The sequence below is a fragment of the Streptomyces sp. NPDC048255 genome (assembly GCF_040652415.1).
Classification (GTDB): Bacteria; Actinomycetota; Actinomycetes; order Streptomycetales; family Streptomycetaceae; genus Streptomyces.
In genome coordinates this window covers 1-26887 of the sequence record NZ_JBEZMA010000079.1, presented here as the reverse complement: position 1 = coordinate 26887, position 26887 = coordinate 1, and the positions used below count along the sequence as shown (strand labels likewise).

Below are 26887 nucleotides of genomic sequence, written 5' to 3'. Positions count from 1 at the left end.
GCCGACGTGGATCGCGCCGGAGGCGGGGTCGGGGGAGATGAGCGTGGAGAGGATCTTGACGGCGGTGGTCTTGCCGGCACCGTTCGGGCCGAGCAACGCGAACACGGACCCGGCCGGGATGTGCAGATCGATGCCGTCGAGGACGGCCTTGTCGCCGTAGGACTTGCGCAGCCCGACAGCGGAGACAGCGGCGACGGCGGACTGCGAACCGCCCCGCCTTGGCGTGGGCATGACAGAAGAAGGCATGGAGCCCTCCGTTCGAAGGCTGAAGGGGCTGGTGGAGTGGGCAGGCTCGCTGGGCCGATGCTGAGCTCAGGCCCGCGCGCGGCGGACGTCGATGTTGCCGTAGCGGGTCCGGGCGCGGACCTCGACCGTGTCCTCGGTCTTCTGCGGGGTCTCGGACGCGCTGAGCGTGTTGCGCACCTGGCCGGAGCCCGAGCTCACGTCGAGCCAGGCGGCCGTGCCCTCGCGGACGCCGACCTCGATGGCACCGTAGGAGGTCTCCAACTGGACGGTGCCGCGGACCATTTCACCCACGCGCAGGGTGCCGTGGGCGGTGGTGGCGACGACCGTTCCCTCGGCTCGCGCGATGTCGATGTCGCCGTTGGAGCCGCTCACCCGCAGGTCGCCGGTCGCGGAGCCGACGGTCGTGGTGCCGTGCGAGTTCTTCAGGACGGCGGGGCCCTCGACGGTGCCGACGCGCAGACTGCCGGAGCTGGTGCTGATCTCGGCCTTGCCCACGACACGGTCGACGGTGATCGAGCCGTGGGAGGCGGTCAGCTTCAGCGGGCCGGTCGTGTCGAGGCGGACGTCCCCGGACGAGGTCTTCACGTGGACCTCGCCGAGCCGGCCCTCGCCGAGCACCTGGGCCCAGGCGCCGGTCACGTCGATGCGCGAGCCCGTGGGCAGTTCGACCGTGACGTCGACGGTGCCGGTGCGGCCGAGGCCGAGCAGATTGGACTTGGGCGTCCTGACCGTCAGGGCGCCGCTCGCGTACGTGACCTCGGTCTGCTCGGCCGACCGCACGTCCAGGTCCTTCTTCGGGTCGCGGGGCCGCACCTCCACGACCGTGTCGAGGCGGTCCCCCGCGGTGAACTGGATGGAACCGGCCTCCACGTGCGCCGTGGCCGAGATCGGTTCGGGAGTGTCGAAAGAAGGCATGGCTGTCCCGTCCTCTTGGGTCTTCAGGACGTCCCCGCTGGTGGGACGTGGTGTGGGTGAAGCGGTGCGGGTGAACTGGTGTGGGCGGGGCGCGACTAGCGCACCCAGCCCGTGAAGCTCTGCCCGACGGCCCGGGACTTCTCCGTCGTACGAGGCCGGGTGCCGCCCTCGACCGCGGCCGACACGGCGCGCACCAGCCACGCGTTGACCGACAGGCCCTCACGGGTCGCGGCCTCCTCGGCGCGCGCCTTGAGGTGGGCCGGCAGGCGCAGGTTGACGCGGGCAGTGCCGCCCTCGTCGCCGTCCGCGGGCGCCTGCACCTTCAGCGGTTCGACGGGGGCCTCCGGCTCCGCGGGGCCGCTGTCGACGTGCGGCAGCGTCACCACGAAGTCGGGGTCGACCCCGCGCAGCCGTACGTCGACCGAGCCGGGGGCGAGCTCGCGGGTGATCTCGTCCATCGCGGCGGAGAGCACATTGAGCATGGTCAGACGGGTCGCCGACTCCAGCGGAGCGGTGAGCCTCTCGGCCAGCTTGCGGGCATCCTCCCCGCCGGCTTCGGCGGCCACCGCGAGTTCGCGGCGGAGAGTGTCGACATACGGGGTCAGGTCCATGACGCCATGATGGCACCATCGTGGCGCCCACCGCAAGCCTGATGGCACACAACCCTGGGGTGCACTTACAGATGGATGCCCTGACCTGCGGAAATACAACGAGGACGATCTGAGTCCCTGTGGCGCCACGGCCACCACCGCGCTTCTTGAAGCCCGAAATGACACGGCGTGGCACCGAATGGCGTCGAACTGCGCCACGTGATGCCATGTGATGCCACGTCGTGTCGCAAGGCGTGACCTGCCCCGCCGCGCGGTCTGCCGCCGGGCCGGGCCCACCCGAGGCGCGCTGGGTTGTTGGCGGCGTCCGCACGACTCACTGCGGTACGAGCTCCTGAGACGGCGCATGGCGCGCGGGAGGGGCTTCTGGGGCAACGCAACTGTTGCGCGTGGTGTGTTGAGGCTGCGCGAGGGGGTGTCCGTACGCCGACGACGGACACGGGCAGGAGGCGGACTCACTCCTTGCCACTCTCAACGTATAGCGCACCAGGGGGCTTGCGGCAAGACCCTGGGTGTGCCGCAGAATCACCGATCCAAGGCTGTACCTGCGGAAATTGGAGTCGCGAAGAATGCGTGTGTTGGTGTCGACGTACGGGGCGCGTGGGAGCGTTGAACCGATGGCCGGGCTCGCGGTGGCGTTGCGGGAGCTGGGCGCGGAGGTGCGGGTGTGTGCGCCTCCGGACGAGGAGTTCGCGGAGCGGCTGGCCGGGGTCGGTGTGCCGCTGGTGCCGGCCGGCCGGGCGGTGCGTCCGTTGGTGATCTCGGTGACCCCGGGTTCGGCGGAGGGCCTGGCGCAGCGTGCGGCCGATTTGATGGCCGCCCAGTTCGAGACGGTCGCCGCGGCGGCCGGGGGGTGCGATGTGCTGGTGGCGACCGGCCCGTTGCCGGTCGTGGCCGGCGCGCGGTCGGTGGCCGAGATGCTGGGCATCCGCTACGTGCACGCGAGCCACCAGCCCGTCAGTCTGCCGTCGCCGCACCGCCGGCCGCCCGCGCGTCGGGGCCGGCCGCTGCCGCAGGACGCGACCGGCAACCGGGCGCTGTGGGACCTGGACGCCCAGATCGCGAACACGATGTTCGGCGAGATGCTCAACGGCCGGCGGGCGTCGTTCGGCCTGCCGCCGGTGGACAGCGTCCGCGACTACGCCTTCACCGATCAGCCGTGGCTGGCCACGGACCCGGTCCTGGACCCGTGGGAGCCGACAAGGGACCTCGACGTGGTGCAGACCGGCGCGTGGATGGTGGCCGACGAACGCCCGCTCCCGGACGAGTTGGTGGCGTTCCTGGACGCCGGTGCACCACCGGTGTACGTGGGCTTCGGCAGCACGCCGGTGAGCGCCCCGAAGGAACTCGCCCGGGTCGCCATCGAGGCGATCCGCGCGCAGGGCCGCCGTGCGGTCGTCTCCCGCGGCTGGGCCGACCTGGACCTCATCGACGACCAGGACGACTGCTTCCTCGTCGGCGAGGTCAACCAGCCGGCACTGTTCCGCCGGGTGGCCGCCGTCGTGCACCACGGCAGCGCGGGCACGACGACGACCGCCACCCGGGTCGGCGCGCCGCAGGTGGTGGTACCGCAGGGGGCGGACCAGCCGTACTGGGCCGGCCGGGTGGCCGAGCTGGGCATCGGCGTGGCGCACGACGGTCCGACCCCGACCACCGGGTCCCTGTCGGCCGCGCTCGGGACGGCCCTGACCCCCGAGACCCGCGCACGGGCGACCGTCGTGGCCGGCACGATCCGCACCGACGGGGCGACGGTGGCCGCGAAGCGGCTGCTCGACTCGGTCGCCTAGAGGGCCCCAGGGTCCGCGTGAGCCGCGCGGACCGTCCAGCGGCCAGGGCGGCCGTGTCCGGCGCAGGGTCGCGCTGCCGGGTCGCGCTGCCGGGTCACGCTGCCGGGTCGCGCCACTGGGTCATTGCAGCTGGCGGCGGACCAGGTCGTGGAAGAGGCCGGACGGGTCGGCGAGGAGGTCGGCGGGGCGGCCCTGCTGGACGATCCGGCCGTCGGCCATGGCGATCACCCGGTCGGCGTCCATGATCGTGGACAGCCGGTGGGCGATCACGATCCGGGTGGCGTGCAGGCTGCGGGTGGATTCGATGACCACGCGCTGGGCCTCGTTGTCCAGCGCGCTGGTGGCCTCGTCGAAGAACAGGACGCGCGGCTTGCGGATGAGGGCCTGGGCGATCATCAACCGCTGGCGCTGGCCGCCCGAGACCGTGGTGCCGCCGTCGGACAGCATGGTGTGCATCCCCATCGGCATGGCCTTGATGTCCTCGGCCAGGCCCGCCATCGCCGCGGCCTCCCAGGCCTCCTCGAGCGTGAACGTCCCGGCTCCGCATATGCAGTCGAGGATGGAGCCGGTGAAGGGCTGGGCGTTCTGCAGGACGACGCCGCACTGGCGGCGCACGGCCGCCTGGTCGAGCGCGGCAAGGTCCTGGCCGTCGTACAGCACGCTGCCGGAGACGGGCTGGTCGAAGCCGATGAGCAGCCGCAGCAGGGTGGACTTGCCGCAGCCGCTGGCCCCGACGATCGCCACGAACTCCCCCGGCCGGACCTGGAAGTCGATGTCGTCGAGTACGAGGGGGCCGTCGTCGCCGTAGCGGTACGACAGGCCCTTGGCCTCGACGGCGCCGGTCAGCACGCCCGGTCGGGTGCTGGAGCGGCCCACCTCGGGGGTCTCCCGCAGGATCGGTTTCACCTGCTCGAACATCGGCAGCACCGCCGCGGCCGAGATGAGCGCGCCGGTCAGCTGCGTGACCGAGGACAGCAGCATCGTCAGTGCGGTGCTGAACGTGAGGAACCCGCTCGCGGACATGGCGCCGCGGGCCGGTCCCGCCAGCAGCATGAACATCACGAGCGTGCACAGCGGCAGGTAGACCGCGCCCAGCACCGTGATGACGTTCTGGATCCGGCCGATGCGCTGCTGGAGATCGCGCGTACGGGCGAACTCCCGCGCCCAGGCGGCGTAGGCGAAGCTCTCCGCCGCGGCGACGCGCAGCTTGGGCAGCCCGCGCAGGGTCTGGAAGGCCTGGTTGTTCAGCTGGTTGCCGAGCTTGATCAGCCGGCGCTGGTAGCGCAGCTGCCACAGCCCCAGGCCCAGGAAGACCGCGGCGACGACGAGCAGCATGGCGGCCGCCGCCAGCGCCAGCGGCACGCTGTAGACGAGCAGCAGCACGAGGTTCATCGTGCCGACCGCGGCGGCCTGCACGGACACCGTGCCGATGCCGGAGAGCACGCGGCGGATGGCGCTGATGCCCATGGCCGCTCCGGCCAGTTCGCCGGTGGAGCGGCCCGCGAAGAAGGTCGTCGGCAGCCGCAGCAGCCTGTCCCACACCGCGGGCTGCAAGGTGGCCTCGATGCGGCCCTCCATGCGCAGGATGGAGATGTTCTGCAGCAGCATGAAGGCGGCGGAGACGACTCCGGTCGCGATGAGCGCCAGGGCGGTCTGCACGATGAGGCTGTTCTCGGCCTTGGGTACGTACTGGCCGAGCACCTTGCCGGTGGCGATGGGCACCAGCGCGCCCAGGACCACCGCGACCAGTCCGCCGAGGAGCAGGCTGCGCAGCTCCGGGAGGGTGCCGCGGACGCTGAAGCGCAGCAGCGCCGCCAGACCCACGCGTCCGTCGGGCAGCGGGCGGTAGAGCATGACGGCGCGCGGTTCGAAGGCGGACGCATCGGCCTTGTTGCCCTTGCCGCCCTTCCCTCCCCCGCCCCCGCCGATGCGCTCCCGCGTGCCGGTGGCCGGGTCGACCGCCTCGTAGCCGCCGCGCCGCCACAGCAGGGCGACCGGCGTCCCGTCCGCCTCCCGCCGGCCCACCAGGGGACCGCTGTTCTCCTTCCACCAGCGCCCGCTGAGCCTGACCCCCCGCGTGCGGATCCGCGAGGCGAGGGCGATGCGTTCGACGGGGTCCATCCGCTCGGACGCGGCGCTCGCCTCGCTCCGTTCGGACAGGGTGATGCGGGCCTCGTCGGCGACCAGACGGCACACCGCGAAGGTGGCGTCGACGCTCGCGCCCCGGTGGGAACGGCTGCCGGAGCGGTCGATCGAGGCCAGCAGCGTCCGGTCCGCCTGGGTGCGGGCTGCCCGGCCGGCCGCGATGCCGGCCGCCGTACGGTCCTCGTGGTCGCGTTCGAGCTGTTCGATCCAGTGGTCCAGGGCGTACAGCAGCCGGTACTGCTGGTCGACCATGCCCTGCCACAGCGCCGCGTCGACGAGGAGGGTGCCCACGGCCTCCGCCTCGTACGCGGCTCCGTACTGCACGCTGCCGGGGTTGATCCGCATCCACAGGATGTCGTCGTCGGCCCCGCCCCGCGCGGTGCCGGCGCGGCCGTCCAGCGGCGCCTGGTAGAGCACGCGCAGGCCACGGCCGAGGCCGCGCGCGAAGGCGTCCTCGAGCGGGCTGGGCAGGCCGGCGGGGACTCCGTAGCCGTACTCCCCCTGGTCGGCCCACCACTGGCCGCCGTGGAACGGTACGCCGTACTCGGCGGCGGGCAGCTCCCGCAGCTCGATGCGGCGCAGCCAGCAGCCCGGCAGGGGCCGGCCGACCAGGGTGTGCTCGGCGCCTTCGGCCGGGCCCAGCAGCAGGGTGCCCGTCTCCAGCCGGCCCAGGAAGTGCCAGTGCCCGGCCTGTGCGGCATCGACGGCGAAGAGGTCCAACTCACCGTGTACGACGAGCCACAGGACGTGCGGGCCCTCCAGCGACAGGCTGCGCAGGCCCGTGCAGTCGACAGGGGAGCCCAGTCCGCCCAGGGCGGCGAGGACCGCGTCGGAGTCCTGGCCGGGGGCCGGGCCCGGCTGTCCGGCCGGGACGGTGGCGTCGTACGGGTACGTCACCTCAGTGCTCCTTGACCAGTGCGGCGTACGGGCCCCGCGCGGCGACCAGGTGCTCGTGCCGCCCGCGTTCCACGACCGTGCCCCGGTCGAGCACGACGATCTCGTCGCTGTCGCGCACCGTGCTCAGCCGGTGGGCGATGACCACGCAGGCGCAGCCGCGGCGGCGCAGGTTGTCGATGATGACCTGTTCGGTCACCGCGTCCAGGGCGCTGGTCACCTCGTCGAGGACCGTGACGCTGGGGCGGCGCACCAGCGCCCGGGCGATCTCCAGGCGTTGGCGCTGTCCGCCGGAGAAGTTGCGGCCGTCCTGTTCGACGCGGCTGTGGATGCCACCGGGGCGGCGGGCGACCACGTCGTGGACGGCCGCGTCCTGGAGGGCGGCGGTGACGGCCTCGTCCGGGATGGAGGGGTCCCAGAGCGCGACGTTGTCGCGGACGGTGCCCTCGAAGAGGAAGACGTCCTGGTCGACGAAGGCGACGGAGGCGGCCAGGACGCCGCGCGGGATGTCCTCCAGCCGCATCCCGTCGATGCGGACGGCGCCCGCCCAGGGGGTGTGGAGGCCGGAGATCAGCCGGGAGACGGTGGACTTGCCGCTGCCGGAGCCGCCGACGAGCGCGACCTGCCGGCCGGGGCCGACCGAGAGCGAGAAGTCCTTGAGCAGCGGGGCGTCCAGCGGGCTGTACCCGAAGGTGATGCCGTCCAGTTCCACGTGGCCCTTGAGGCGGCGGGTGCCCGCGGCGGGCTCGCGCCGCGAGTAGACCGGGTCGGCGGGGAAGTTCTCGACGTCCTTGAGGCGGGCGACGTCGGCCGCGAAGTCCTGGATCCGTCCGGCGACGCCGCCCAGGCGGGAGATCGGCGCGGTGAAGCTGGTCACCAGGGCTTGGAAGGCGACGAGCAGACCGACGGACAGGTGCCCGTCCACCGCCCGCAGGCCGCCGATCATCAGGATCAGGGCGCTGTTGAGGGCGGCCAGCGTGGGTGCGACGATCGCCAGCCACGCGCTGGGCACGCCGAGCCGCTGCTGCACGTCGAGGGTGACGGCGTGCTGTCCGGCCCAGCGGCGGAAGAAGCCGTCCTCGCCGCCGGTGGCCTTCATCGTCTCGATGAGCTGGAGACCGCTGTAGGAGGTGTTCGTCAGCCGGGCGCTCTCGGCGCGGAGCTTCTGCGTGCCCGTGGCCCTCAGGTGGATCACGATCCGCAGGGCCACGACGTTGAGCAGCGCGATCATCACGCCGACGAGGGTGAGCTGCGGGTCGTACGTCCACAGCAGCACCGCGTAGAGCACGACCACCACGGCGTCCACGCCCGCGGCGGCGAGGTCCCGGGCGAGGGTCTCGGCGACGGTGTCGTTGGACTGGAGGCGCTGGACCAGGTCGGCCGGGTTGCGCTGGGAGTAGAAGGCGACCGGGAGTCGGAGCAGGTGCCGGAAGAAGCGGGCGCTGCCCAGGGTGGAGGAGATGATGCGCCCGCGCAGCAGGTTGGCCTGCTGGAGGGCAGTGAGTGTGGCGGTGAGCACAAGGGTGACGGCCATCGACGCGAACAGCACGCCCAGCAGGGAGGTCTGCTCCCCGATGAGGAACATGTCGATGTACGTACGGCTCAGTGCGGGCACCGACGCGCCGACGGCCACGAGCAGGATGCTGGAGATCACGGCGGCGGCCATGGTGCCCGAAGTGCCGCGCAGGCGGGCCGGCATGGCCCCCAGGACGCCCGGCTTGCGGCCGCCGCGCCGGAACTCCTCGCCGGGCTCGAAGGTGAGCACGACCCCGGTGAAGCTGGTGTCGAACTCGTCCATGGGGACGAACCTGCGGCCCTTCCCCGGGTCGTTGACGTACACGCCCTTGCGGCCGAGGCGGTGGCCCATGCCGTCGTAGACGACGTAGTGGTTGAACTCCCAGAAGAGGACGGCCGGGGCGCTCACCTCGGCGAGCGCGGCCAGGTCCATCTGCATGCCCTTGGCCTTCAGCCCGTAACCGCGGGCGGCCTTGAGGAGGTTGCTGGCGCGGGAGCCGTCCCGGGAGACTCCGCAGGCGATGCGCAGCTCTTCCAGCGGGACGAAGCGGCCGTAGTGGCCGAGCACCATGGCGAGGGCGGCGGCGCCGCACTCCACGGCCTCCATCTGCAGCACGGTACGGGTGCGTACGGGACGGGGTGTCCTGGCCCGGGGGGCGGGCGCGGGCCTGCGGCGCGTGCCGCCGCCCTTGGGCTCGGGGCGGTGGCGCCGGCGACCGGCGGGAGGGAGCCGGGGTGCTTCGGGAGGCGTCCCCGTCTGCTGCGCGGTCATGGCAGCAGCCAGTCGACGGGGCGCTGCGCGGCGAGGTGGACGGCTCCGGTCACCGGCGTCGCGGTGTCGAGGGCGTACGGGGGTCCGTCCGTGGAGGACCACCGGTAACCGGACTCCGTGGCGGCGGAGCGCTCCAGTTGCACGAACACGGCGACGGGGCTGCCCTGCCGGGAGAAGTGTGCGGCGAGCCCGCTGTCGCCGAGGAAGCCGCTGATCTGCGCCTGCGTCTGGGGCGCGCGGCCGATCGCCTTGACGCGGCCGCGCAGCGTGCCGAACTGGTGCTGGGGCACCGACTGCACGCTCAGGTCGACCGGGGCGCCCACGGTGATCGCCGCGCCGCTGCCGCCCGGTACGTAGAGCACGGCCACCAGGGGATCGTCCGGGTCCTTCACGTGTTCCAGGGTCGCCACGTCCGCGCCGGTCGTGACGACCGAACCCACCTTGGCGACCAGTGTCCTCAACAGGCCGCCGGTCACCGCGCGCACGGGCTGGTCGCCCTGTTCCGTACGCACGTTGAGCACGGGCGTGCCGGGAGACAGCAGGCGGCCCTCCTCGGCGAGGACCGCGGTCACCTGTCCCGCGACCGGGCTCTGGAGCACGTAACTGCCGTCGGCGTGGGTGAGGATGCCGGGTGCGCTCAGTTTGGGGGCCACGGTGCCGGTGAGGGCCCAGAAGCTCGCGGCGGCCATGACGAGGACCGTGACGACCAGTACGAGCCGCCCCTGCGGGCGCGCGAAGCGTACGGGCAGATCGAGTTCTTCGGGCGATTGCAGCTTGGAAAGCGCCTTTTGGCGAAACTGCACGGACTATTCCTTCAACTGCATTCGAATCGGTGGGGCATGCGGGCAGCCCTGAACCCCGGAGCCGTGGGGGATGCTCCGGGGTTCATGGGGAATCCCGCTCAGAGACCGGCGCGACCGGTGTTCACCGAAACGCCGGTGATGCCCGAGACCAGGCCGGGGGCGTTGGAGACGAGACCGTGCGCGGCCTGGACGGTGTGGAGGGAGCCCACGACGCCCACGACGTCGCTGACGTCGCTGGTCACGGCGCCGGCGAGGCCACCGTTGACGCTGATGATGCCGCCGGACACGGCGTCCAGCTCGGAGTCGGCCATCTCACGGGTCTCAAGGTCGTTACGCATGACGCGCACCTTTCATTGGGGGGAGGTATGCATTTCCGCGGCGGCCCGGCGGCTGGGAACTCGGCCGCCTTTCCTTCAACTGCCGCGGTGCCCAGATGAAAGCACGCGAACGGGTGGCCCGGCCAATCCCGTTGACGCCCCCGCCGCGGGCAGATGACCACCTCTGACGGCGACGGGAAGGTTCATTCACCGAATGGTGACGCTTTCTCCACAGGATCGAGTAACAGATCTGGGCCACCTTGCCTTTACACGGAACATAACCGGGCACACCCCCATCAAATACATGGCGCATATCGGGCATATCCAGGGAGTGTGAAGGGCGGAGGACCCGATCACGCACACGCTGTGCAGATTTTCCGAAGGCGCGCGGGGTGACGGGCCCATCACGCCAGGTGCACTGGGGGGCGGTGTCGCGCAGCCGGGCTCAGGGCAGGGTCCAGATCTGGGTCGTGACGAGATAGAAGAGGACGGCCCAGAAGACGGTCACCGCGGCGACGATGCCGAGGCCGATGAGGTTGGTCTTCGTCCTCGACTCGTCCGGGGACGGCCGCAGCCAGCGTCTGAGCAGCGGGTTCACGTAGTAGGGCATCGTGAAGAAGCTCATGATGAAGCTGGAGAGCAGGTTGCCCACGAGCAGCCCGAGCCAGAAGGGCATGCCCAGCGGGTGCAGGGCGAGCGTCAGCAGGACGACGGTCGGGTACAGGCCGACCCAGACCGCGAGGGAGGTCCTGGTCTCCGAGGGCGGCGGTGCTTCCTTGCCGTTCTCCTCGAAGGCGAACCAGCTGCCGAAGGAGTTGTCGATCGTACGGAGTTTGAAGTCGTCGAACTTCTCTCCCTCTGCGAGGAGCTCCTGGCGCCTGTCCGACACCAGCCAGGCATCGAGGTGCGCGGCGTTGTCGTACCGGTACAGCGTCGTCCATTCGTCCTGGAGCCCTTCGACCGGACGGAAGAGCTCGCTTCCCCGGAAACCTTCGAACTTGCTCTCCTCCTGGCTCATGCGGTGCTGCCACGCCAGGAAGTCGTCGACCTGGTCCGGGTGGACGCGGTGGCTGACCACCACGGTCACCAGGGGATCCGCCGGCTGTGTGCCACCGCTGACCACCTGCTGCGTCGCGGGGCCGTCGCAGTACTTCCGGCCGGCGTCGAGGAGACGCTGCCTGGTCGCACTGTTGATCCACGCCTGGAGATGGGCGATCGAGTCGAACCGGTAGACGACGACCCAGTCGGGTTGCAGGGCCGTCGGCGGGGAGGTCTCGGCGCCTAGGTATCCGGGGTATTCGGCGGAAGCGGCAAGAACCTCCTCCTGCCACGCCTCGTACTCCACCTCCAGCCCGGGCACCACCTTCTGGCCGATGATGGCCGTCGCCGCGGCGTCTTGGATCTTCTCGGTACTCATGGGCTCAGGCCGTCGTCGGAGCCGACTGGCTTTCGTCGAGCCGGCTGTAGATGCGTTCCGGAGTCAGGGGCAGCGCGCGGTAGCGGATGCCCGTCGCGTCGTGGAGCGCGTTCGCCAGGGCGGGGGCCACCGGGTTGATGCAGCATTCCGCCATCCCCTTGGACCGCATCGGGCCGACGGAGTCCGCCGAGTCCACCAGGAGCACCTCGGTACGGGGGACGTCGGCGTAGGTGGGGATGCGGTAGTTGCGGAAGTTCGGATTGGCCATGACGCCGTCCGCGTCGACCTGGAAGTTCTCGGTCAACGCGAAACCGATCCCCTGGGCCACACCGCCCTCCACCTGTCCGCGTACCTGCGCGGGGTTGATGACGAGGCCGGCATCGGTCGCCTGGACGCTGTACAGGATGCGGATCTCGCCCGTCACCCGGTGGACGGCGATCCGGAACCCCTGCGTATTGGAGGTGACGCTCCGGGGTGAGCCGTAGGCCTTGCGGGCGGCGGTGAAGCGGATCCCGCGCGCCCGCGCCAGCGCGACGAGCTCGGCCAGCGACACGCGGTGGTCGCCGCAGACGACTCCCTCGTCGTCCATCGAGCACATCACCACGTGGATGCCGGTGTGCGCGGCGGCGAATTCCAGGATGCGGTCGCGCACGGCGTTGGCCGCCCGCAGTACCGCGTTGCCCGACACGAAGAGGCCCGCGCTCGCGAAGGCGCCGGTGTCGAATCCCGTACGGTCGGTGTCGGACTGCACCAGGCGGATCCGCGAGGGGGTCGTGCCCAGCTGGCTCGCCGCGATCTGGACGTGGGCGGTGGACGTGCCCTCACCGAATTCGACGGTTCCGACGGCCAGTTCGTACACGAGGTCGTCGCCGAGGGTGACCCAGGCCTCGGAGATGTGCTCGGTCGGGGGCGCGGTCTCGTGCAGGGAACTCGCGACGCCGGTCCCGACCAGCCAGCCGGGGCCGGGGGACGGCTCACCGGCCGTACGGGCCAGGGCCTCTTCGACCAGGGCGATGCACTTCCCGAGCCCGTCCTCGGTGAACATCACGTCGTCGGGGCCGTCGTGCAGGGCGACGAGCGGATCACCCGGTCGCACGATGTTGCGCCGGCGCAGTTCGAGCGGGTCGATGTGCAGCGCGAGAGCCAGTTCGTTCATCGCCGATTCCACGGCGAACGCCGGCTGCGTCATCCCGTAGCCGCGCAGCGCCCCGCTGGGCACGGTGTTCGTGTAGACGGAGTAGGCGTCGTACTTCTTGTTGGGGCAGCGGTAGATCATGACGGCGGCTCCGCCCGCGTAGAGGGTTTCGCCGCCGTGATTGCCGTAGGCGCCCGTGTTCGACACGTTGCGGACCTGGAACGCCGTGAGCGTGCCGTCCGCCTTCGCGCCGAGCTTGACCGTGATCTTCATCGGATGCCGTGGCGAGGCGGTGGTGAACTCCTCCTGGCGCGTGTACTCGAAGCACACGGGCCGCCCGGTGTCGAGGGTGGCGAGCGCGACCAGGTCCTCCGAGATCACTTCCTGCTTGCCCCCGAAACCACCGCCCACGCGTGTGCAGAACACCCGCAGCTGGTCGGGGCGCAGCGCGAACAGGTGCGTGAGCTTGACCTTCGCGATCGACGGGGACTGCGAACTGGTGCGGACGTTCAGCCGGCCGTCCTCCATCCAGGCGATCGAGCCGTGGGTCTCCAGGTGGGCGTGCTGCACGCGCGGTGAGGAGTACGTCCCCTCGTGGATCACGTCGGCCGCGGCGAACCCCGCGTCGACGTCCCCGATGTGCGAGTGGATTTCGAGCAGGACGTTGTGGACGGGATCGAGGACGAACGCGTCCTCCGCGCCGTGCAGTTGCGGCGCCCCCTCGGCCATCGCCTCCTCGGGCTCGAACACGGCCGGCAGCACCTCGTACTCGACGACTACCCTCCGGCAGCCCTCCTCCGCCGCGCCGACCGTGTCGGCCAGCACCGCGACCACGCGCTGGCCGGCGAAGCGGACCGTGTGGTCGAGGATGTAGGTGTCGTCCGGGTCCACGAGGTGGTCGGTGTGGATCGCCGTGGTGAAACGCCTGCGCGGTACGTCTTCCCAGGTGTAGACGCGGTGCACGCCGGGAACGGCGAGCGCCGCGGACTTGTCGATCGAGACGATCCGGGCGTGCGCGTGGGGTGAGTGCAGCACCTTCAGGTGCAGCATGCCCTCGATGCGGGTGTCCATCGTGAACTCGGCGCGCCCGGTCACCACGTCGTTGGCCGCCGGCGCCCTGACGCTCGTCCCGACGGCCTTTCCCGGTGCGGCCGTCTCGACGCCGGTGACGCCCTTCACGGCGTCCTCGATGCCCCGGTAGCCGGTGCAGCGGCAGAGGTTGCCCTTCAACGCCCGCGGCAGGTCCGCCTTCTGGGCCTCGGTGAACGTCGCCGAGGTCATGATCATCCCTGCGGTGCAGAAGCCGCACTGGAACCCCGGGGCGTCGCGGAACTGCCGCTGCATCGGGTGCAGGCTGCCCGGTGATCCGAGCCCCTCGATCGTGGTCACCTCCCTGCCGTCCGCGCGGAAGGCGGGGGTGATGCAGCTGTGGACCGGCTCGCCGTCCAGCCACACGGTGCACGCTCCGCAGTCACCCGCGTCACAGCCCTTCTTGACGCCGAAGTGGCCGAGCGAGCGGAGGAAGGTACGCAGGCACTGGCCGGGGGCGGGTTCCTCGGCGAAGCTCCGGCCGTTCACGACGTACGTCATTCCGGGCCCCCAGCCATGAGTTCGCGACGGATCTCTTCGGCGAAGTGCTGTGTCAGGTGGCGGCGATGGCCGGGCGTCCCGTTGGGATCCGCGAACCAGGCGTCGGCCGGGATGACGTCGATGCTCTGCTGGAGGGTCCGAGCGTCGGGCATGCTGTCGAAGGCGAGGCGTACGGGCCGTGTGGTGCCGGCGGTGACCGTGAGCAGCAGGTCGTGCGCTCCCGGCGTTTGGGTACCGATGAGGAAGACGGTCGATCGGCCGAGGTGCGTCAGGCTGAACCGGCGGTGCGCGGTGCGTTTGCGCAGGGCGCGCGCCGGGATGTCGATGCGCCGCAGGATCTCCCCGGGAGCGAGCACGTTCCGGTGGTTGCCGGTCACGAAGTCGAGGGCGTCGACGGTGCGCGCGGATCCGTCGGTGGCCTCCAGCCCGTACCGCGCCTCGAGTGCGACGGTCAGCGTGATCATCGGGCCGGCGGGCAGGGACATGCAGATGTTTCCGCCTACGGTCGCGGCGTTCCAGACCTTGAAGGAGGACAGGAAGGCCTCGCAGCTCGTCGCGAAGAGGGCGGCCGCGGTCCAGTCCTTGGGCGGGGCGAAGGCGTACAGGTCGCGGATGGTGCAGGTCGCGCCGATTTCGAGCCCCGCATCGCTCGGGACCAGAGGCTCCCAGCGCAACGCCGTCAGGTCGATCAGGCGGCGCAGGTCCGGCTGCTCGTCGGAGAACAGCCACGTCCCGCCCGCGAGCCAGGCATCGCCTTCGCGCCACTGCGTGCCTGGCGGATCGGACGGTCGCCGGACGACTTCGGTGATGGTGTTGAGATCCATGGGGACCGATCCCCCTCACGACGACCATCGTGGACGACCGTCTACCGACCTCTGGGGACTTCTACGGACTCATACGCACTGGTACGCACCGGCACGCACCGGCACGCACCGGCACGCACTCATACGGACTCGTTCGGACGGGCGCGTGGCGCCGCTCGCGCTCATGGGCAGAACCGGCTCCCGGCCGCTGCGGTCGACCTGTTCGAGGAGGGACCGGCGGGCGCACTGGATTCCCGAAAATCATATCGCAGGGCCGGCCGACCCCGCCAAGTCAAGCGGTCGTTTCGCCCGGTGGTCCGGACCGGGACGTCCCGGGCGGCGCGCGGGACCCGCACGGGTGCGGGGGTTGGTCCGAAGGGCGGACCGGGCGGGCCGGGCGGGGAAGCGGCTCGTACGATGAGCGCATGAGTGCCGCCGCACAGCGTACGAGCCGCCCCGCCGGGCCGGGCTTCGTGCTGCTCGTGCTCGCGGTGCTGGCCGGGGTTCTGGCGATGCACGGGCTGGGCCCGCGGCCGGTGCCCCTGGCGGCGGCCCACCCGGCCGCCCACGCGGTGCACCCGGCGCCCGGTCTTCACGGCGACGCGGACTGCTCCCATCCGGCCGACGGCCCGGAGCACCTCGACCACGCGGACGGGACCTGTGCGGCGACCGGAGTCGGCTCGGCGTACGCCCCACCCCCGCTGCTCGCCGCCGTGGACGAGGCCCTTCCCGGCGCGGCGCTGCTCGGCGCGGCTCCGGCGGCCACCCGTACGGGACGGGCTCCGCCCGACCTGTCCGAACTTCAACTCCTGCGGATATAGGACGCCGCCCGGCGCCCGCTCGCCCCGGTTCCTCCGGTGGCCGGCGCGCGGCGCCCCGCTACGTCCTGACCCCTTCGCTCAAGGAGTTGCACCACCATGACCTCGAACCGTTCGTCCCTCCGCCGTTCCCCCGTCCGCCGCGCCTCCGCCGTGGCCGCCGCGGCCGCTGCCGCCCTCGTCCTGGCCGCCTGCGGCTCGAACGGCGGCAGCGGCGCCGCCGGGCACAACGGGCACCCCGCCGCCTCCCCGTCCGTGACGGCCCCCGCCACGCCGGGCCGGCACAACGCCGCCGACGTCGCCTTCGCCACGGGCATGATCCCCCACCACCGCCAGGCCGTGGAGATGGCCGACCTCGCGCCCGGCCGGGCGGAGTCGGGGCAGGTGAAGAGGCTCGCCGAGGAGATCAAGAAGGCTCAGGACCCGGAGATCAAGACCCTGTCCGGGTGGCTGGCCTCCTGGGGCGAGCCGGTGCCCGCCGCGGACGCCACGGACCACGCGCAGCACGGGCAGCCTGACGGCTCGGGCGGCTCGGGTGGCGGCATGATGTCCGCCGAGGAGATGGACGAGCTGTCCAAGGCCTCGGGCAAGGCGTTCGACACCGCGTTCATGGAGCTGATGATCAAGCACCACGAAGGCGCGGTGGAGATGGCGAAGGCGGAGAAGAGCCAGGGCTCCTTCGCCGAGGCCAGGACCATGGCGGACGCCATCATCTCCTCGCAGTCCGCCGAGATCGACACGATGAAGGGCCTGCTCGGCAAGAACTGAGGCGTCCCCGCGGGCGCGGGCGTGGCGGCATCACAGGCCGCCCGCCCGTGCCCGCGGGCCGGCCTTCAGAACCGGCGGAGCCGGGCCGCGAGGTGGTGCTGCATCGGCAGGCCCACCGCCGCCATCTCCTGGACGAACGCCAGCTCGCCGTCGCCCAGGCTGTACCGGCGCCGCGTACCGGTGACCTCCTTGGCCAGCGGGGTGCGGGCCACGTCCTTGCTCTCCAACTCGATCTCCTCGCCCGACACCCGTCCCACCAGGATCTCGACGATTCCGGTGGGATGGGTGAGCACCACCTCCAGCGAGGCGTCCGGCATCACCCGCCACCAGCCGGCCTCCCGCCCCGCGGGGCGCACCGCGGCCCCGGTCCCGTCGACCAGCCACGCGCGCGCCTCGTACCGCAGGAAGGGCCGGCCGTCGTGGCTGAAGGTGACCTCCTGCTCGTACTGGAAGTCCTGCTCCAGCGTCGGGTACTCCCCGCGTCCCCGGCCGTGCCAGCGCCCCAGCAGCGGCAGCACGGGCCGCAGCAGCGGGTGCGGCTCGGCGCCCTCGCCGAGGGTGTGGCTGTCGGGGAAGGGATTCTCCTGGACCGGTTCGAGCACGGGGCACGCTCCTGCTTGATGTCTGCTCCTGAGCTGCGAAGCGTAGCCGCGGGAACGGCTGATCCGACGTCCTGTCCGGCCACCGGGCGCCGGCATCCGCGCCAAGGTGAAACCCGAACGGGCGTGGGGCGTTAGAAGGACGGATCACCGCGCCCCGCCGGGCGCCGTCCCACGTCGAAGACGGGCACGACCAGCACGAGGAGTGAGATGACGGACCCGATGCAGGCCGGACGCCGCCGCATGAGACTCGCGGCCCGATGCCGGGTGGTCACGGAGGCCCAGGCTTTCGGGTTGGTCGTCTTCTGCGCGATCCTGTTCAACGCGGCCCTGATGGGTGTGGAGACGTACAGCGGACTCGCCGCCGAGTACCGACAGGTGCTGCGGGCCGCCGAGGAATGCTGCCTTGCCTTGTTCACGATCGAGATGCTGCTGCGGCTGGGTGCGTACGCCGACCGGCCGAAAGCATTCTTCCGCGATCCCTGGAACCTCTTCGACCTCGCGATCGTGGCCTCCGCCTTCGTCCCGCTGATCCGCGAGAACACCACCCTGCTGCGGCTGCTGCGCCTCGCCCGCGTGCTGCGCACCGCCCGCTTCCTGCCCCACCTGCGGATCCTGCTGGTCGCCGTCGGCCGCAGCCTGCCCGGTACCGCCAGCTTCCTCTTCATCGGCGCGCTGGTGCTGTACGTGTACGCCATGGTCGGCTGGGTCTGCTTCGCCGAATCCGACCCGAAGCACTACGGATCCGTGGGCCGCGCCGCCCTCACCCTGTTCCTGCTGACCACGCTCGACGGCCTCACCGACGCCGTCCGCGCGGGGCTGCAGATCTCCCGGCTCAGCATCATCTACTACGCCTCCTACGCGCTGCTCGCCTCCTTCGTCCTGGTGAACGTCCTCATCGGGGTCGTCCTCAACTCCCTCGACGAGGCACGGGAGATGGAGGAGGAAGCCGGGCGCGTACCGCCGCCCGGCAAGGGGCCCGACCCGGCCGGCGAGGTCAGGGAGCGCATCGCGACGGCCCGCCGGGCGCTGGACGAGATCGAGGCGGGTCTCGACAAGGACAGCCGTACGGGGAGGCAGTTGGAGTCCGCCTCGCGCACCGGCTGCTGAGCCGGTACGGGGGCGGGGCGCGGGCCCGTACCGGAGTTCACCCCTGCGGGCCCTCCTCCGTGTCGAGCAGGCGGAGGTGGAAGACGCGGCCCGGGTGGTGCTCGACCTCCCAGCGGTCCGGGCGTCCTGCGGAAGGGAGTTCGACACCGGTGTCGGACAGGATGCGGACGCCGTCGAAGCGCACCCGGCCGCTGAACGTCGCGTGGTCGAAGGTGACGGGCCCCTCGAACACCGCCCCCGTGGACAGCAGCCCGCGCTCCCAGTTGGCGTACGAGAAGACCGCGGATCCGGCGAAGGCGGCCCCGCTCATCCCGGTCAGGCCCCGGAACTCGGTGCGGGTGAAATCGGCGGTGCCCGTCACCCGCAATCCGTTGAGGTCCGCCGAGGCCTCCAGCACGGCCTGGCTGAAGGAGACCTCGTCCTCGAAGCGGGCGTCGGTGAAACCCGCCGCGCCGCCGAAGACCGTGCGGCGGAAGGCGGCTTCGGCGGCGAAACGGGTCCGGTCGAAGGACGCGACGTGCTCGAACAGGGCCCGGTCGAAGGAGGCCGGTCCGGTGAAGGAGGCCTCGTCGAACAGGGCCCGGCCCGCGAACACCGCGCGGGCGAACGAGGCACGCCCCGCGAACTCGGCCCCCACCGTGTTCCAGTCGTCCACGAAGTACGCACGGTCGAAGGCCGCCGGGCCCAGCCGCACGCGTCGCGTCTCCGGCTCGCGCAGCGCCTCCAGGAGGACCTTGAGCAGGCCGTCCTCGAAGGTGGTGCCCCGGCAGTCCACCTGCGAGCCGGGGCCGAGAGCAGCGAGATGGGCGGCCAGCGCCCCGGGGTCCAGGTGGGCCAGGCACCGGCTGTGTCCGGGGATCCGGATGCCCTTGCAGCCGAGCCTGTCGGTCCCCGAGGCACCGTGGCCGCAGCGCGGCCAGCCGAGGCCACCGCTCCGGATCTCCTCCGCCTCGACCACCACGTGGCCCAGCTCCGCGGGGTCGCCCGTGGACAGCCAGCCGTCCACGTCGGGCCCCAGCGGTACGAGGCTGCGCAGCATGCCGGGCCCCAGGAGCTCGTGCAGCTCCGCGTAGAACGGTGGGGACACGGCGAGCCGGAGGGCGCCGGAGCCCGTCGGCCATCGCCGCCGCTCCGCGATCGCGGGGTGGCGGACCAGGCGGACGGCCTCCGTCCCCGCCTGCCCGTCGGCCACGCCCGCATGCCCGTCGGCCGTGCCCGCTTCGGAATCGGTCCCACCGGTGCTCACTCCCACGCCGAGGGCCATGACCCACTCGGGGTACCTCTCGCAGAACCGGTCGAATCTGCGGGGGAGTTCCGAGAGGATCCGGCCCGCTCCGCCGAGGGCGCCCGGCGGTTCCACCACCACGAGCAGTTCCGTGCCGCCCTCCCCGACCACCCGGCCGGTGGTCGCCGTGTCGCGCAGGAGCACCCGCAGGAAGGAGGCCAGCCCCGGGGGCCGCCCTTCCGCTCTCACACCGGCCCGGGGGCCGGCCTGGACGCTGACCGCCAGGCACACCGGCGCCCCCGGGTCCTCGGCCACGGGCGTCCGAGCGGACGCCGCCTGCGTGTGCGCGTCCAGTACCTCCTGGAACCCGGGCTGTCCGAGCAGGGCCTGGGCCGACAGGAACACCATCCGGTCGGGCCAGACCCCGTGCACCACCCCGACGAGCGCTCCGTCGCGGGAGACGGGGCCGCCGCGGAAGTGCGTCCAGGTCTCCGGTTCGGCGGACAGCCGGACGAGCTCGGCGTTGCGGGCGCCCCCGTCCGGGGCCACCTCGCCGGTCAGCAGCAGCGGCCGGCCCTGGTCGGTGCATCCGTCGACGTGGACCCGCTCCGGGCCGGCGCCCTGCGGCCGCGCCCAGCGCAGCGGCTCCGGCCAGGTCCGCGGGTCCACCAGGTCCTGGTACGCCGCGAGCAGGAACACCCGGGGCGAGGCCTCGTCCCACCACACCGGCTGGCACGGGACCTCCCGGTCTCCCGCACGGACCCAGGCGACGCCGCCCTCCGCGATCCGGGCGTCTCCGACCGTGAGCACCAGCCGCGGCGCCAGCAGCGTGCCGACCTCCTGCGCCTCCGGCGCCGGTTCGTAGCGGACCCGTACGACCCGGTTGCGCAGACCCGCGTCAGGCGGCGGGACCGGGGGGAGGGCCGGGTCCGGAAGCTGCTGCCGCGGTTCCGGCGAGGACCGCGGTCGCGCCGCGAACGGCAGGGCCCCCGCGGGCACGTGACGGCGGCCTTCCTCCTTGCCCGTGGTGACCGCGGTCGCGGAGAAGTCCGGCCCGGTGCCGCGGTTGCGGGACATGAACTCCCAGACCCGGCGGCGCACCAGCTCCCGTACGGCGGCCACGTCCCCGCGCAGCTGCGACCCGAGCAGGGCTTCCCGTACCCCGGGGAGGAACTCGAACTCGACCTCCTCGGCGCCCTGTCCGGTGTCCCCCCAGGGCGCGAACAGCCCGCCGAGGGCGACCTCCGCCAGGTGGCCGTGCTCCGAGTCGCGCAGCAGGGAGCGCCGGACCAGGGTCATGACGGGCAGGGTCAGCGGTACGGCCGCCAGGTGCGCGGCGAGTTGCTGGGCGGTCGGGGAGGCGCTCGCGCGGAAGCGCTCCACGGCTTCGAGGGCGCTGCGGGCGCCGCCCCCGGCGGGCCGCGCCGCCCCGGGCTCCTCCCCTGGCGCCGCGGCCTGCTCCGCGTCCAGGCGCAGGCAGGCGAGTCGCCGCCAGCGCCCGTCCCCCGACACCACGCGCACCAGCCGGGCCAGGCTCCCCGAGCCGATGCCGACCACCGGGACCACGGCCGGGGCCGCGCGGCGGCGGCCCGTCCGGGCCGGGCGGGCGAGGCGGGCCACGGGGACCTGCTGCCAGGACCGGGTGGCCGCGGCGGGCCGGTCCGCGCGGACGGCGAAGGTGACGGGCCGGACGGCGCCGCGGGTCCAGAGCCGCTCGGGCAGCACGTTCAGCACGGCCACGGCATTGTGTCCGCACCAGTGCCGCAGCACGGCCTGGAGCGGGCCCTGCCGCCAGCCGCCCGCGACGGTGTCGGAGAGGACGAGGATCAGCCGGCGGCCCGCCGGGTCGGCGAGCTCCAGGGGGTTGCGGGGCGGGCCGCCGCGGCCGCGGGTGAGCATCGGGGCCCCGCCGGGCCCGGTGCCGGTCAGCTGCCAGGTGCGCACGTCGCGGAAGACCCCGCTGCGGGTGAGGACGCGCCGGAGCTCGTCCACGTGGTCCGACCAGAGCAGCATCGAGTGGTGGGTGTCGACGACGAGCGCCAGGTCCAGCCAGCGGCTCTCGGCGGGGCGCAGGACGGGGGTCGGGACCATCCGCTCGATGCTGCGTTCCACGGTGAGCTGCTCGTCCAGCTCCTCCCCCGGTCCGCCGATGGAGCGCCGGCCCACGGGGCGCAGGGAGCGCATCAGGGCGAGCGGGTCGTCGAGGGAGGCCGCGCGGGGCAGTCGCAGTGCCGATCCCCGGCGCCCTCCGGCGGCGTCGGCCGGTTTCCCGGCGGGGTCGGGCACCGGTCCGGGGTAGAGCTGGACGGCCGGTTCGCCCCCGGCTCCGTCCTCGGGCGCCGGGTCGGCCCCGTCCCCGTGCGGGCCCGGTTGGGCGGCCGGCGGCTGCCCGGCGGCCGCGTCGTCGGGCAGCCGCCCGGACGGCCGGGCCCGCGCCGGGTCCACCCGGGCCGCCAGCCACAGGATGTCGGCGATCTCCTCCGCCCCGACTCCGGGGCGCAGACCGCTGTCCTCGGCGCCTTCGGCGAAGGCGGCGAGCAGCTCCTCGATCACGCGGACGGCCCCGTCAAGTGCTGCATCACCGTGCCGAGGAACCGTTCGCGGTCGCCGGCGTCCGACCAGGCCCCGGCGAGGCGGAGCTGGATCGCGTTGAGGAGCTGGTCGGTGGCCAGGTCCCCGTCCTCCGCGCGTTCGAGGAAGCTCTGGACGAGTTCCTGGTACTCCTCGCTGCCCTCGATGTCCACCTTGAGGCGCTGCTGCACGATGCGGGCGAGCTTGTCCAGGCGCGGCGGCTCCAGGTGCAGCCGGACGCAGCGGCGCAGGAAGGCGGGCGGGAAGTCGCGTTCGCCGTTGCTGGTGAGGACCACGATGGGGAAGTACCGGCACTGGACGCGGCCTTGGGTGATGCGTGCGGCGGCGTCGGGGTCGTCGTCGGTGCCGATGGCTACGGTCGGTTCCTCCTTGGCGAGCCGGGCCAGTTCGGGGATGTCGAAGCCGCCGTCCTCGAAGACGGTGAGGAGGTCGCCGGGCAGGTCGATGTCGCTCTTGTCGATCTCGTCGACGAGCAGGACGCGCGGGCGGTCCTGCGGCAGCAGGGCGGTGCCGAGCGGTCCGAGGCGCAGGTAACGGGCGATCGAAGGGCCGGTAGCGGGCTCGGCGGGTCCGGCCGGTCCGGCGGCGGCCGGGGGGACCGCGGCCGCCGCGCCCGGGGTGCGCAACTGCTCCAGCCCGGCCTCCTGGAGGCGCCCGATCGCGTCGTACAGGTACAGCCCGTCCCGCAGCACGGTCCGGCTGGTGATCGGCCAGTGCAGTACGGGTCCCAGGCCCAGGTCCGAGGCGATGCTGTAGGCGAGCGTCGACTTGCCGACGCCCGGCTTGCCGGTGATCAGCAGCGGCCTGCGCAGGTGCAGGGCCGTGTTGACGACGTCCTTCTCCGGGTCGTCGGGCACGTAGCCCTCCCCGCGGCGCCGGGTGCGCTCCCAGGCCGGTCCCGTGCAGCCCGGGGGCGCGTAGACCGGGTCCGGGGTGCCGGTGAAGTCCCGCCAGGGCGGCGGGGATCCGGCCTCCAGGCGGGCGCGCCGGACCGCGCCCTCACCGGTCCCGTGGTACAGCCACCAGTCCTTCGCCACTGCCTCTTCCTCCATGCTCGGGTGTCGCGGTCGGTCGGGGACGGACATCGGGTCGGACATCGGGTCGGGGTGGGCATCGGGAGCGGGTGCGTGGGGAGCGGGTGCGCGGGGCGTGGGTCGGTCGGGCGCGGGTCCCTCGGGCGGGGGTCCGTCGGGCGGCGGCATCGGCACGGCCATCGGCATCAGGACAGGGACCTGAGGGTGAGGGTGTCGTCGGGATCGTCCCACAACAGCACCAACCGGTCTCCCCCTTCGGCCTGTTGGCGGTCGGGACCGGCCGCCGCACCCCCGGCGCCCGCGGCGGCCCGGCGCACCTCCCGTACCCGGGCGGGCAGGGCGAGCACGTCCAGCGCGCCCGGGTCGGGGAGGCCGTCCGGCCCGCCCTCCGGGCCGTCGGGCGGTGCGAGCAGGCCGAGGAGCCCGCCGGCCGGTGCGCCGCCCCCGCGCCGCCACACCATCACCGGGACCCCTCCTTCGAGTACGGCGTCCAGCAGTCCCTCGGTGCGCGCCCCGGCCGAGGTGTGCGCCAGGACGCAGGCCGGGGCCGGTCCCGCCCCCAGCTCCATCCCGAGCACGTCCGTGACCTCCGCGTCCTCCACCGTGCGGACCGCGTCGGGGTGCCGTCCGCCCTGGGCGGCGAGCCAGCGCCACTTCTTGCGCCAGTCCGCCCGGGTGTCCTCCCGTTCCTGCGGGCAGCGCACCACCACCTGGTAGAGCAGGCCCAGGGTCCGGGTGGTCCGGCCGCCGGGGCCGCGGGGCACCGGCCACTGGTCGAAGGCGGTGTCCAGCAGCTCGTACGGCACGTGGAACTCGATCCGCTCCACGGTGTCGTACGGCTGCCCCGCCTCGGGGTCGCCGCCCGAGGCGCGCGCGAACGCGGCGAGCCGGCGCACCAGTTCCTCCCGTACGGCGTCCAGTGCGACCGGGCTGCCCTCGGCCTCCCAGATGTGCTCGGTGACGTCCCGCCGCAGCCACATCCGGGCCAGGAAGCCGTCCTCCCCGCCGGGCGGCGCCTCCAGCCGGACGTGCAGGGCCGTTCTGCGCGGCGGGGCCGGCGGTGGCGGCAGGGCGGGCAGGCGGAGCCGCTCCCGGGTGGTGCGCACCCACTCCCGCAGCCGGGCCGCCCACACCGCGTCGCCCGTCCCGGCCCGGTCGGCGACGAAGCGTACGAAGGGCACGGCGAGCGGCATCCCGCCGGGGCCGCCCTGGCGCTCGTCCAGATCTTGGACCACCTCCAGCAGGCTCTCCCCCGGCAGGCCGCCGTGCACCGGGGTGGTGCAGCCGGCCGCCTTGAACGCCCAGGTGTAGGCCTCGTAGGCGCAGCGCGGCAGGTCGCGGCCCTCGAAGAGTTCGCCGAGCCCGTCCCAGGCGGCCTGGTCGAGCCGGGTGGCTCTGGCCGCGGGGCCGCCGGGCAGGTCCTCGTCGAGGAAGGAGCAGGCGTCCCAGTCCCGGTCCACGAGGAACTGCGGCAGCTGCCAGCCCTCGCCGCGCTCACGCAGGTCCTGGAAGGTGCGGTGGATGCTGCGGGCGGCGTCGGGGAGCCGGGTGACGCCCTCCCGCACGGACCGCTGCCCGAGTTCGCCGAGCAGCGCTTCGGTGAAGCGGCCGGCTCCGCGCTCGGCGTCGTTCTGCGCGGCCTCGCCCTCGCGGGAGGCGTACAGCCGGAACTGCCGTCTTCCGGGGACCGAACTGCCGCCGCCGTAGTCGGTGGTGCCGAAGTTCCACCGGCTGTCGCGGGGCGCGTCGACGCGGCAGCAGTCCACGAGGGCGGCCTGGAGCGGGAACCGGCGCTGTTTGACCAGGTCGGTGCGCCACCAGCGCAGGGCCGAGTCGAGGTTGAGGTGGCGGATCTGGCTGGGGCGGGCGTCGGCGCAGGGCAGGATGAGCTCCTGGCGCTGACCCAGGTAGCCGTGTCCCGCCCAGAAGATCCACAGCAAGTCGCCGTCGCACTGCGGGAGTTCGTCGAGCAGGGCCGACTTCACGTTCTCCTCGGTGGCCGGCCGGTGGGCGGCCCGCAGGGAATCCATGGCCGGGGTGTCCGGCCACTCCAGGGCGTCCGGCCCCTCCAGCGGTGAGAGCAGCAGCCGGACGTTGCCCGGCGGCACCTCCCCCGGCCCGGTCAGCCAGTGGGCGAAGCGCAGGGCGTCGCGGGCCGGTCCGCGCAGGTTCCAGTGGCGGCTGATGTCGTACCGCTCGACCCCCGCGACGAGGGCGAAGGTGCGCCGCGGGCCGAGGCCCGGGGGCAGCAGACCGGTGGGGATCACCCGATCTCCGCCTCGGCCACCGCCTGTTCGATCCGCTGGTAGAGGGAGTCCTGTTTCCAGTAGGCGCTGTGGCAGGCGGGGAAGGGCTGGCGGCTGCCGACCTCGTGGTCGGTGACGCGCGGGTCGCCGGGGAAGACGGGGGCCGCGAGGTACGCGAGCACGTCCTGGCGGTCGTAGACGTTGAGCCAGCCGGGGAAGCCGTACGGGAGCTTCGCGCCGGGGGCGAGCGCGGTCAGCGCGCCGAGTTCGTAGAGGAAGGGCGCCTGCGAGCCGACGGTGACCAGCAGTTCCGCCCCGGGGACGGGCTCCCCGCGGGCGGCGGCGAGGGCCAGGAGGTCAACCAGGGCGATCCCGCCGAGGCTGTGCCCGATGAGTACGGTCGGCCCCGGCGTGGCGGTGATCCGCTCGCGCAGGAAGTCCCGCAGGTCGTGGCCGCGGGCCTGGTAGCGGAGGATGTCGCCGAGGGCGGGGGTGGCGCCGACGGTGAGCGAGCCGCGCCAGGCGTTGAGCAAGGGCTGGGTGGTGACCCGCATCGCGAGCCGTCCCAGGACGGCGGCCGCGCGGGCCCCGGGAACCCGGGCGTCGCCGCCGAGGCGGGTGGTGAGCAGCTCGACGAGGCGGTCCCGTTCGGCGCCGGTGCAGTCGGCCTCGGCTCCGGCGGCGGCGAGGGCGGCGGCCGTCACGGCCCGGGCGAGGGCGGTGGCCAGCTCGCGGGCCTGCGGCTCCTCGGTGGCGCGTCCGGCGGCGCGGGTCGCCTCGGCGGAGCGGGCGGTGGCCTCCAGGGCGGCGGGGAAGCCCGCGGCGAGGCCCGTGCCGCGGAGCAGGGCGGCGAGTTCGTCCCCGCTGGCGTCCGGGGCCGCCGCTGCCGTCGCAGTCGCAGTCGCCGTCGCCGGGGGCGGCGGCGGCGCGGGTAACGCGGCCAGCAGGTCCAGGACCCGCGCCCCGGCGGACCGTACGCCGGGCATCGCGAAGCCGTCGTCATCGGGACCGTCCGCGTCCGCCGCGGTGTCCCAGCCGGCCTCGGCCAGGACCCGTACCTCGCAGAGCGGGTCGGCGAGCAGCAGCGCCCATTCCGCGGTCTCGGCGTCCACCGGATCGGGCTCGGCCGCGGGATCGATGCCGGGGCGCGGGCGCAGGCCGGGCACGGAGCGGCCTCCGGCGCCCAGGCTCGCCCCGAACCGGTCGCCCCAGTAGCAGGATTCCACCGCGGCGTGCGGGAACCGGGCCGTCAGGCGTTCCCGGACCAGCGCGAAGAGCGTGTCGTGCCGCTCGCGCCGGACCCCCGTACCGTGGACAAAGAGAAAACGCATCGACGCCCGCCCCCCTCGCGCATTCGTCCCCGCCCGCACCATAGCGCCGCTCGGGTGACGTGGCGCCCGGAACGGCCGGTTCGGCAACCGGGCCCGGCGCGATCGGCGAGACACCCCCTAGGTGTGTTGTCCGGGCAGGTTGGTGACGCGGCTGGCGGGTGTTTGGCCTTGGATGCCGGTGTGGGGTCGGTGGTAGTTGTACCAGTGCAGCCAGTCG

Annotated in this window: 19 protein-coding genes and 1 pseudogene; 4 read left to right on the top strand and 16 right to left on the bottom strand. The window is 73.0% G+C overall.

Features of this window, described 5'->3' with window-relative positions; translation table 11 throughout:
• The 3 genes from AB0D94_RS34470 to AB0D94_RS34460 form a co-directional block, all read right to left on the bottom strand.
• A partial coding sequence (locus tag AB0D94_RS34470; protein WP_362060627.1) for an ATP-binding cassette domain-containing protein occupies nt 1-246 on the bottom strand: 246 nt, incomplete at its 3' end.
• Between the two features lie 66 nt (nt 247-312).
• Nucleotides 313-1161 carry a DUF4097 family beta strand repeat-containing protein gene (locus AB0D94_RS34465; protein WP_362060624.1) on the bottom strand — a complete coding sequence of 283 codons (849 nt, stop codon included), beginning with the start codon at nt 1159-1161 and terminating at the stop codon, nt 313-315.
• Nucleotides 1162-1256: 95 nt separating this feature from the next.
• Entirely contained in the window at nt 1257-1772 is a 516-nt protein-coding gene (locus tag AB0D94_RS34460) for a toxin-antitoxin system HicB family antitoxin (RefSeq protein ID WP_362060621.1), read from the bottom strand.
• A gap of 614 nt (nt 1773-2386) precedes the next feature.
• Here AB0D94_RS34460 and AB0D94_RS34455 point away from each other — a divergent pair.
• Nucleotides 2387-3556, top strand: a complete 1170-nt coding sequence (locus AB0D94_RS34455; protein WP_362060618.1) for a glycosyltransferase — start codon at nt 2387-2389, stop codon at nt 3554-3556.
• A 120-nt stretch (nt 3557-3676) separates the two neighbouring features.
• On the opposite strand, the gene AB0D94_RS34450 is transcribed toward AB0D94_RS34455, so the two are convergent.
• From AB0D94_RS34450 to AB0D94_RS34420, 7 genes are all read right to left on the bottom strand, one after another.
• Complete coding sequence (locus AB0D94_RS34450; RefSeq protein WP_362060630.1) at nt 3677-6514, bottom strand: NHLP bacteriocin export ABC transporter permease/ATPase subunit; 2838 nt, start codon at nt 6512-6514, stop codon at nt 3677-3679.
• A gap of 85 nt (nt 6515-6599) precedes the next feature.
• Nucleotides 6600-8882, bottom strand: coding sequence for an NHLP family bacteriocin export ABC transporter peptidase/permease/ATPase subunit (locus AB0D94_RS34445; RefSeq protein ID WP_362060615.1), 2283 nt, complete (start codon nt 8880-8882; stop codon nt 6600-6602).
• Entirely contained in the window at nt 8879-9685 is an 807-nt protein-coding gene (locus tag AB0D94_RS34440) for an HlyD family efflux transporter periplasmic adaptor subunit (RefSeq protein ID WP_362060612.1), read from the bottom strand. Before AB0D94_RS34440 ends, AB0D94_RS34445 begins: the two co-directional genes overlap by 4 nt.
• A 98-nt stretch (nt 9686-9783) precedes the next feature.
• A complete protein-coding gene (locus AB0D94_RS34435; RefSeq protein WP_362060609.1) occupies nt 9784-10023 on the bottom strand; it encodes a hypothetical protein in 240 nt (79 codons plus the stop codon).
• A 424-nt stretch (nt 10024-10447) separates the two neighbouring features.
• Nucleotides 10448-11419, bottom strand: coding sequence for an antibiotic biosynthesis monooxygenase (locus tag AB0D94_RS34430; RefSeq protein WP_362060606.1), 972 nt, complete (start codon nt 11417-11419; stop codon nt 10448-10450).
• A gap of 4 nt (nt 11420-11423) precedes the next feature.
• Nucleotides 11424-14144, bottom strand: a complete 2721-nt coding sequence (locus tag AB0D94_RS34425; protein WP_362060603.1) for a molybdopterin cofactor-binding domain-containing protein — start codon at nt 14142-14144, stop codon at nt 11424-11426.
• Nucleotides 14141-14968: an FAD binding domain-containing protein gene (locus AB0D94_RS34420; RefSeq protein WP_362060600.1), complete on the bottom strand. Its 828-nt coding sequence runs from the start codon at nt 14966-14968 to the stop codon at nt 14141-14143. The genes AB0D94_RS34425 and AB0D94_RS34420 overlap by 4 nt, the downstream gene beginning before the upstream one ends.
• A gap of 404 nt (nt 14969-15372) precedes the next feature.
• Here AB0D94_RS34420 and AB0D94_RS34415 point away from each other — a divergent pair, with 404 nt between their 5' ends.
• Complete coding sequence (locus AB0D94_RS34415) at nt 15373-15768, top strand: DUF6153 family protein (RefSeq protein WP_362060597.1); 396 nt, start codon at nt 15373-15375, stop codon at nt 15766-15768.
• 96 nt (nt 15769-15864) lie between these two features.
• Nucleotides 15865-16533, top strand: a complete 669-nt coding sequence (locus AB0D94_RS34410) for a DUF305 domain-containing protein (RefSeq protein ID WP_362060594.1) — start codon at nt 15865-15867, stop codon at nt 16531-16533.
• A gap of 65 nt (nt 16534-16598) precedes the next feature.
• On the opposite strand, the gene AB0D94_RS34405 is transcribed toward AB0D94_RS34410, so the two are convergent.
• Nucleotides 16599-17135: an FABP family protein gene (locus AB0D94_RS34405; RefSeq protein ID WP_362060591.1), complete on the bottom strand. Its 537-nt coding sequence runs from the start codon at nt 17133-17135 to the stop codon at nt 16599-16601.
• Nucleotides 17136-17342: 207 nt separating this feature from the next.
• Between AB0D94_RS34405 and AB0D94_RS34400 the strand changes: the two genes are divergently transcribed.
• Nucleotides 17343-18242 carry an ion transporter gene (locus AB0D94_RS34400; protein WP_362060588.1) on the top strand — a complete coding sequence of 300 codons (900 nt, stop codon included), beginning with the start codon at nt 17343-17345 and terminating at the stop codon, nt 18240-18242.
• 37 nt (nt 18243-18279) lie between these two features.
• On the opposite strand, the gene AB0D94_RS34395 is transcribed toward AB0D94_RS34400, so the two are convergent.
• The 5 genes and pseudogenes from AB0D94_RS34395 to AB0D94_RS34375 form a co-directional block, all read right to left on the bottom strand.
• Nucleotides 18280-22020, bottom strand: coding sequence for a pentapeptide repeat-containing protein (locus tag AB0D94_RS34395; RefSeq protein ID WP_362060585.1), 3741 nt, complete (start codon nt 22018-22020; stop codon nt 18280-18282).
• A complete protein-coding gene (locus AB0D94_RS34390; protein ID WP_362060582.1) occupies nt 22017-23096 on the bottom strand; it encodes a MoxR family ATPase in 1080 nt (359 codons plus the stop codon). The genes AB0D94_RS34395 and AB0D94_RS34390 overlap by 4 nt, the downstream gene beginning before the upstream one ends.
• A 182-nt stretch (nt 23097-23278) precedes the next feature.
• Complete coding sequence (locus AB0D94_RS34385; protein ID WP_362060579.1) at nt 23279-25360, bottom strand: hypothetical protein; 2082 nt, start codon at nt 25358-25360, stop codon at nt 23279-23281.
• Nucleotides 25357-26670: a hypothetical protein gene (locus AB0D94_RS34380; RefSeq protein WP_362060570.1), complete on the bottom strand. Its 1314-nt coding sequence runs from the start codon at nt 26668-26670 to the stop codon at nt 25357-25359. The genes AB0D94_RS34385 and AB0D94_RS34380 overlap by 4 nt, the downstream gene beginning before the upstream one ends.
• A 117-nt stretch (nt 26671-26787) precedes the next feature.
• Nucleotides 26788-26887: pseudogene (locus AB0D94_RS34375) on the bottom strand (IS481 family transposase); the annotation flags it as partial.

Excerpts from the sequence above, each read along its gene's own strand:
- AB0D94_RS34420 (WP_362060600.1), bottom strand. The coding sequence starts at position 14,968 with ATGGATCTCAACACCATCACCGAAGTCGTCCGGCGACCGTCCGATCCG.
- AB0D94_RS34460 (WP_362060621.1), bottom strand. The coding sequence starts at position 1,772 with ATGGACCTGACCCCGTATGTCGACACTCTCCGCCGCGAACTCGCGGTG.
- AB0D94_RS34455 (WP_362060618.1), top strand. The coding sequence starts at position 2,387 with ATGGCCGGGCTCGCGGTGGCGTTGCGGGAGCTGGGCGCGGAGGTGCGG.
- AB0D94_RS34410 (WP_362060594.1), top strand. The coding sequence starts at position 15,865 with ATGACCTCGAACCGTTCGTCCCTCCGCCGTTCCCCCGTCCGCCGCGCC.
- AB0D94_RS34380 (WP_362060570.1), bottom strand. The coding sequence starts at position 26,670 with ATGCGTTTTCTCTTTGTCCACGGTACGGGGGTCCGGCGCGAGCGGCAC.
- AB0D94_RS34445 (WP_362060615.1), bottom strand. The coding sequence starts at position 8,882 with ATGACCGCGCAGCAGACGGGGACGCCTCCCGAAGCACCCCGGCTCCCT.
- AB0D94_RS34425 (WP_362060603.1), bottom strand. The coding sequence starts at position 14,144 with ATGACGTACGTCGTGAACGGCCGGAGCTTCGCCGAGGAACCCGCCCCC.
- AB0D94_RS34465 (WP_362060624.1), bottom strand. The coding sequence starts at position 1,161 with ATGCCTTCTTTCGACACTCCCGAACCGATCTCGGCCACGGCGCACGTG.
- AB0D94_RS34415 (WP_362060597.1), top strand. The coding sequence starts at position 15,373 with ATGAGTGCCGCCGCACAGCGTACGAGCCGCCCCGCCGGGCCGGGCTTC.
- AB0D94_RS34435 (WP_362060609.1), bottom strand. The coding sequence starts at position 10,023 with ATGCGTAACGACCTTGAGACCCGTGAGATGGCCGACTCCGAGCTGGAC.
- AB0D94_RS34430 (WP_362060606.1), bottom strand. The coding sequence starts at position 11,419 with ATGAGTACCGAGAAGATCCAAGACGCCGCGGCGACGGCCATCATCGGC.
- AB0D94_RS34400 (WP_362060588.1), top strand. The coding sequence starts at position 17,343 with ATGACGGACCCGATGCAGGCCGGACGCCGCCGCATGAGACTCGCGGCC.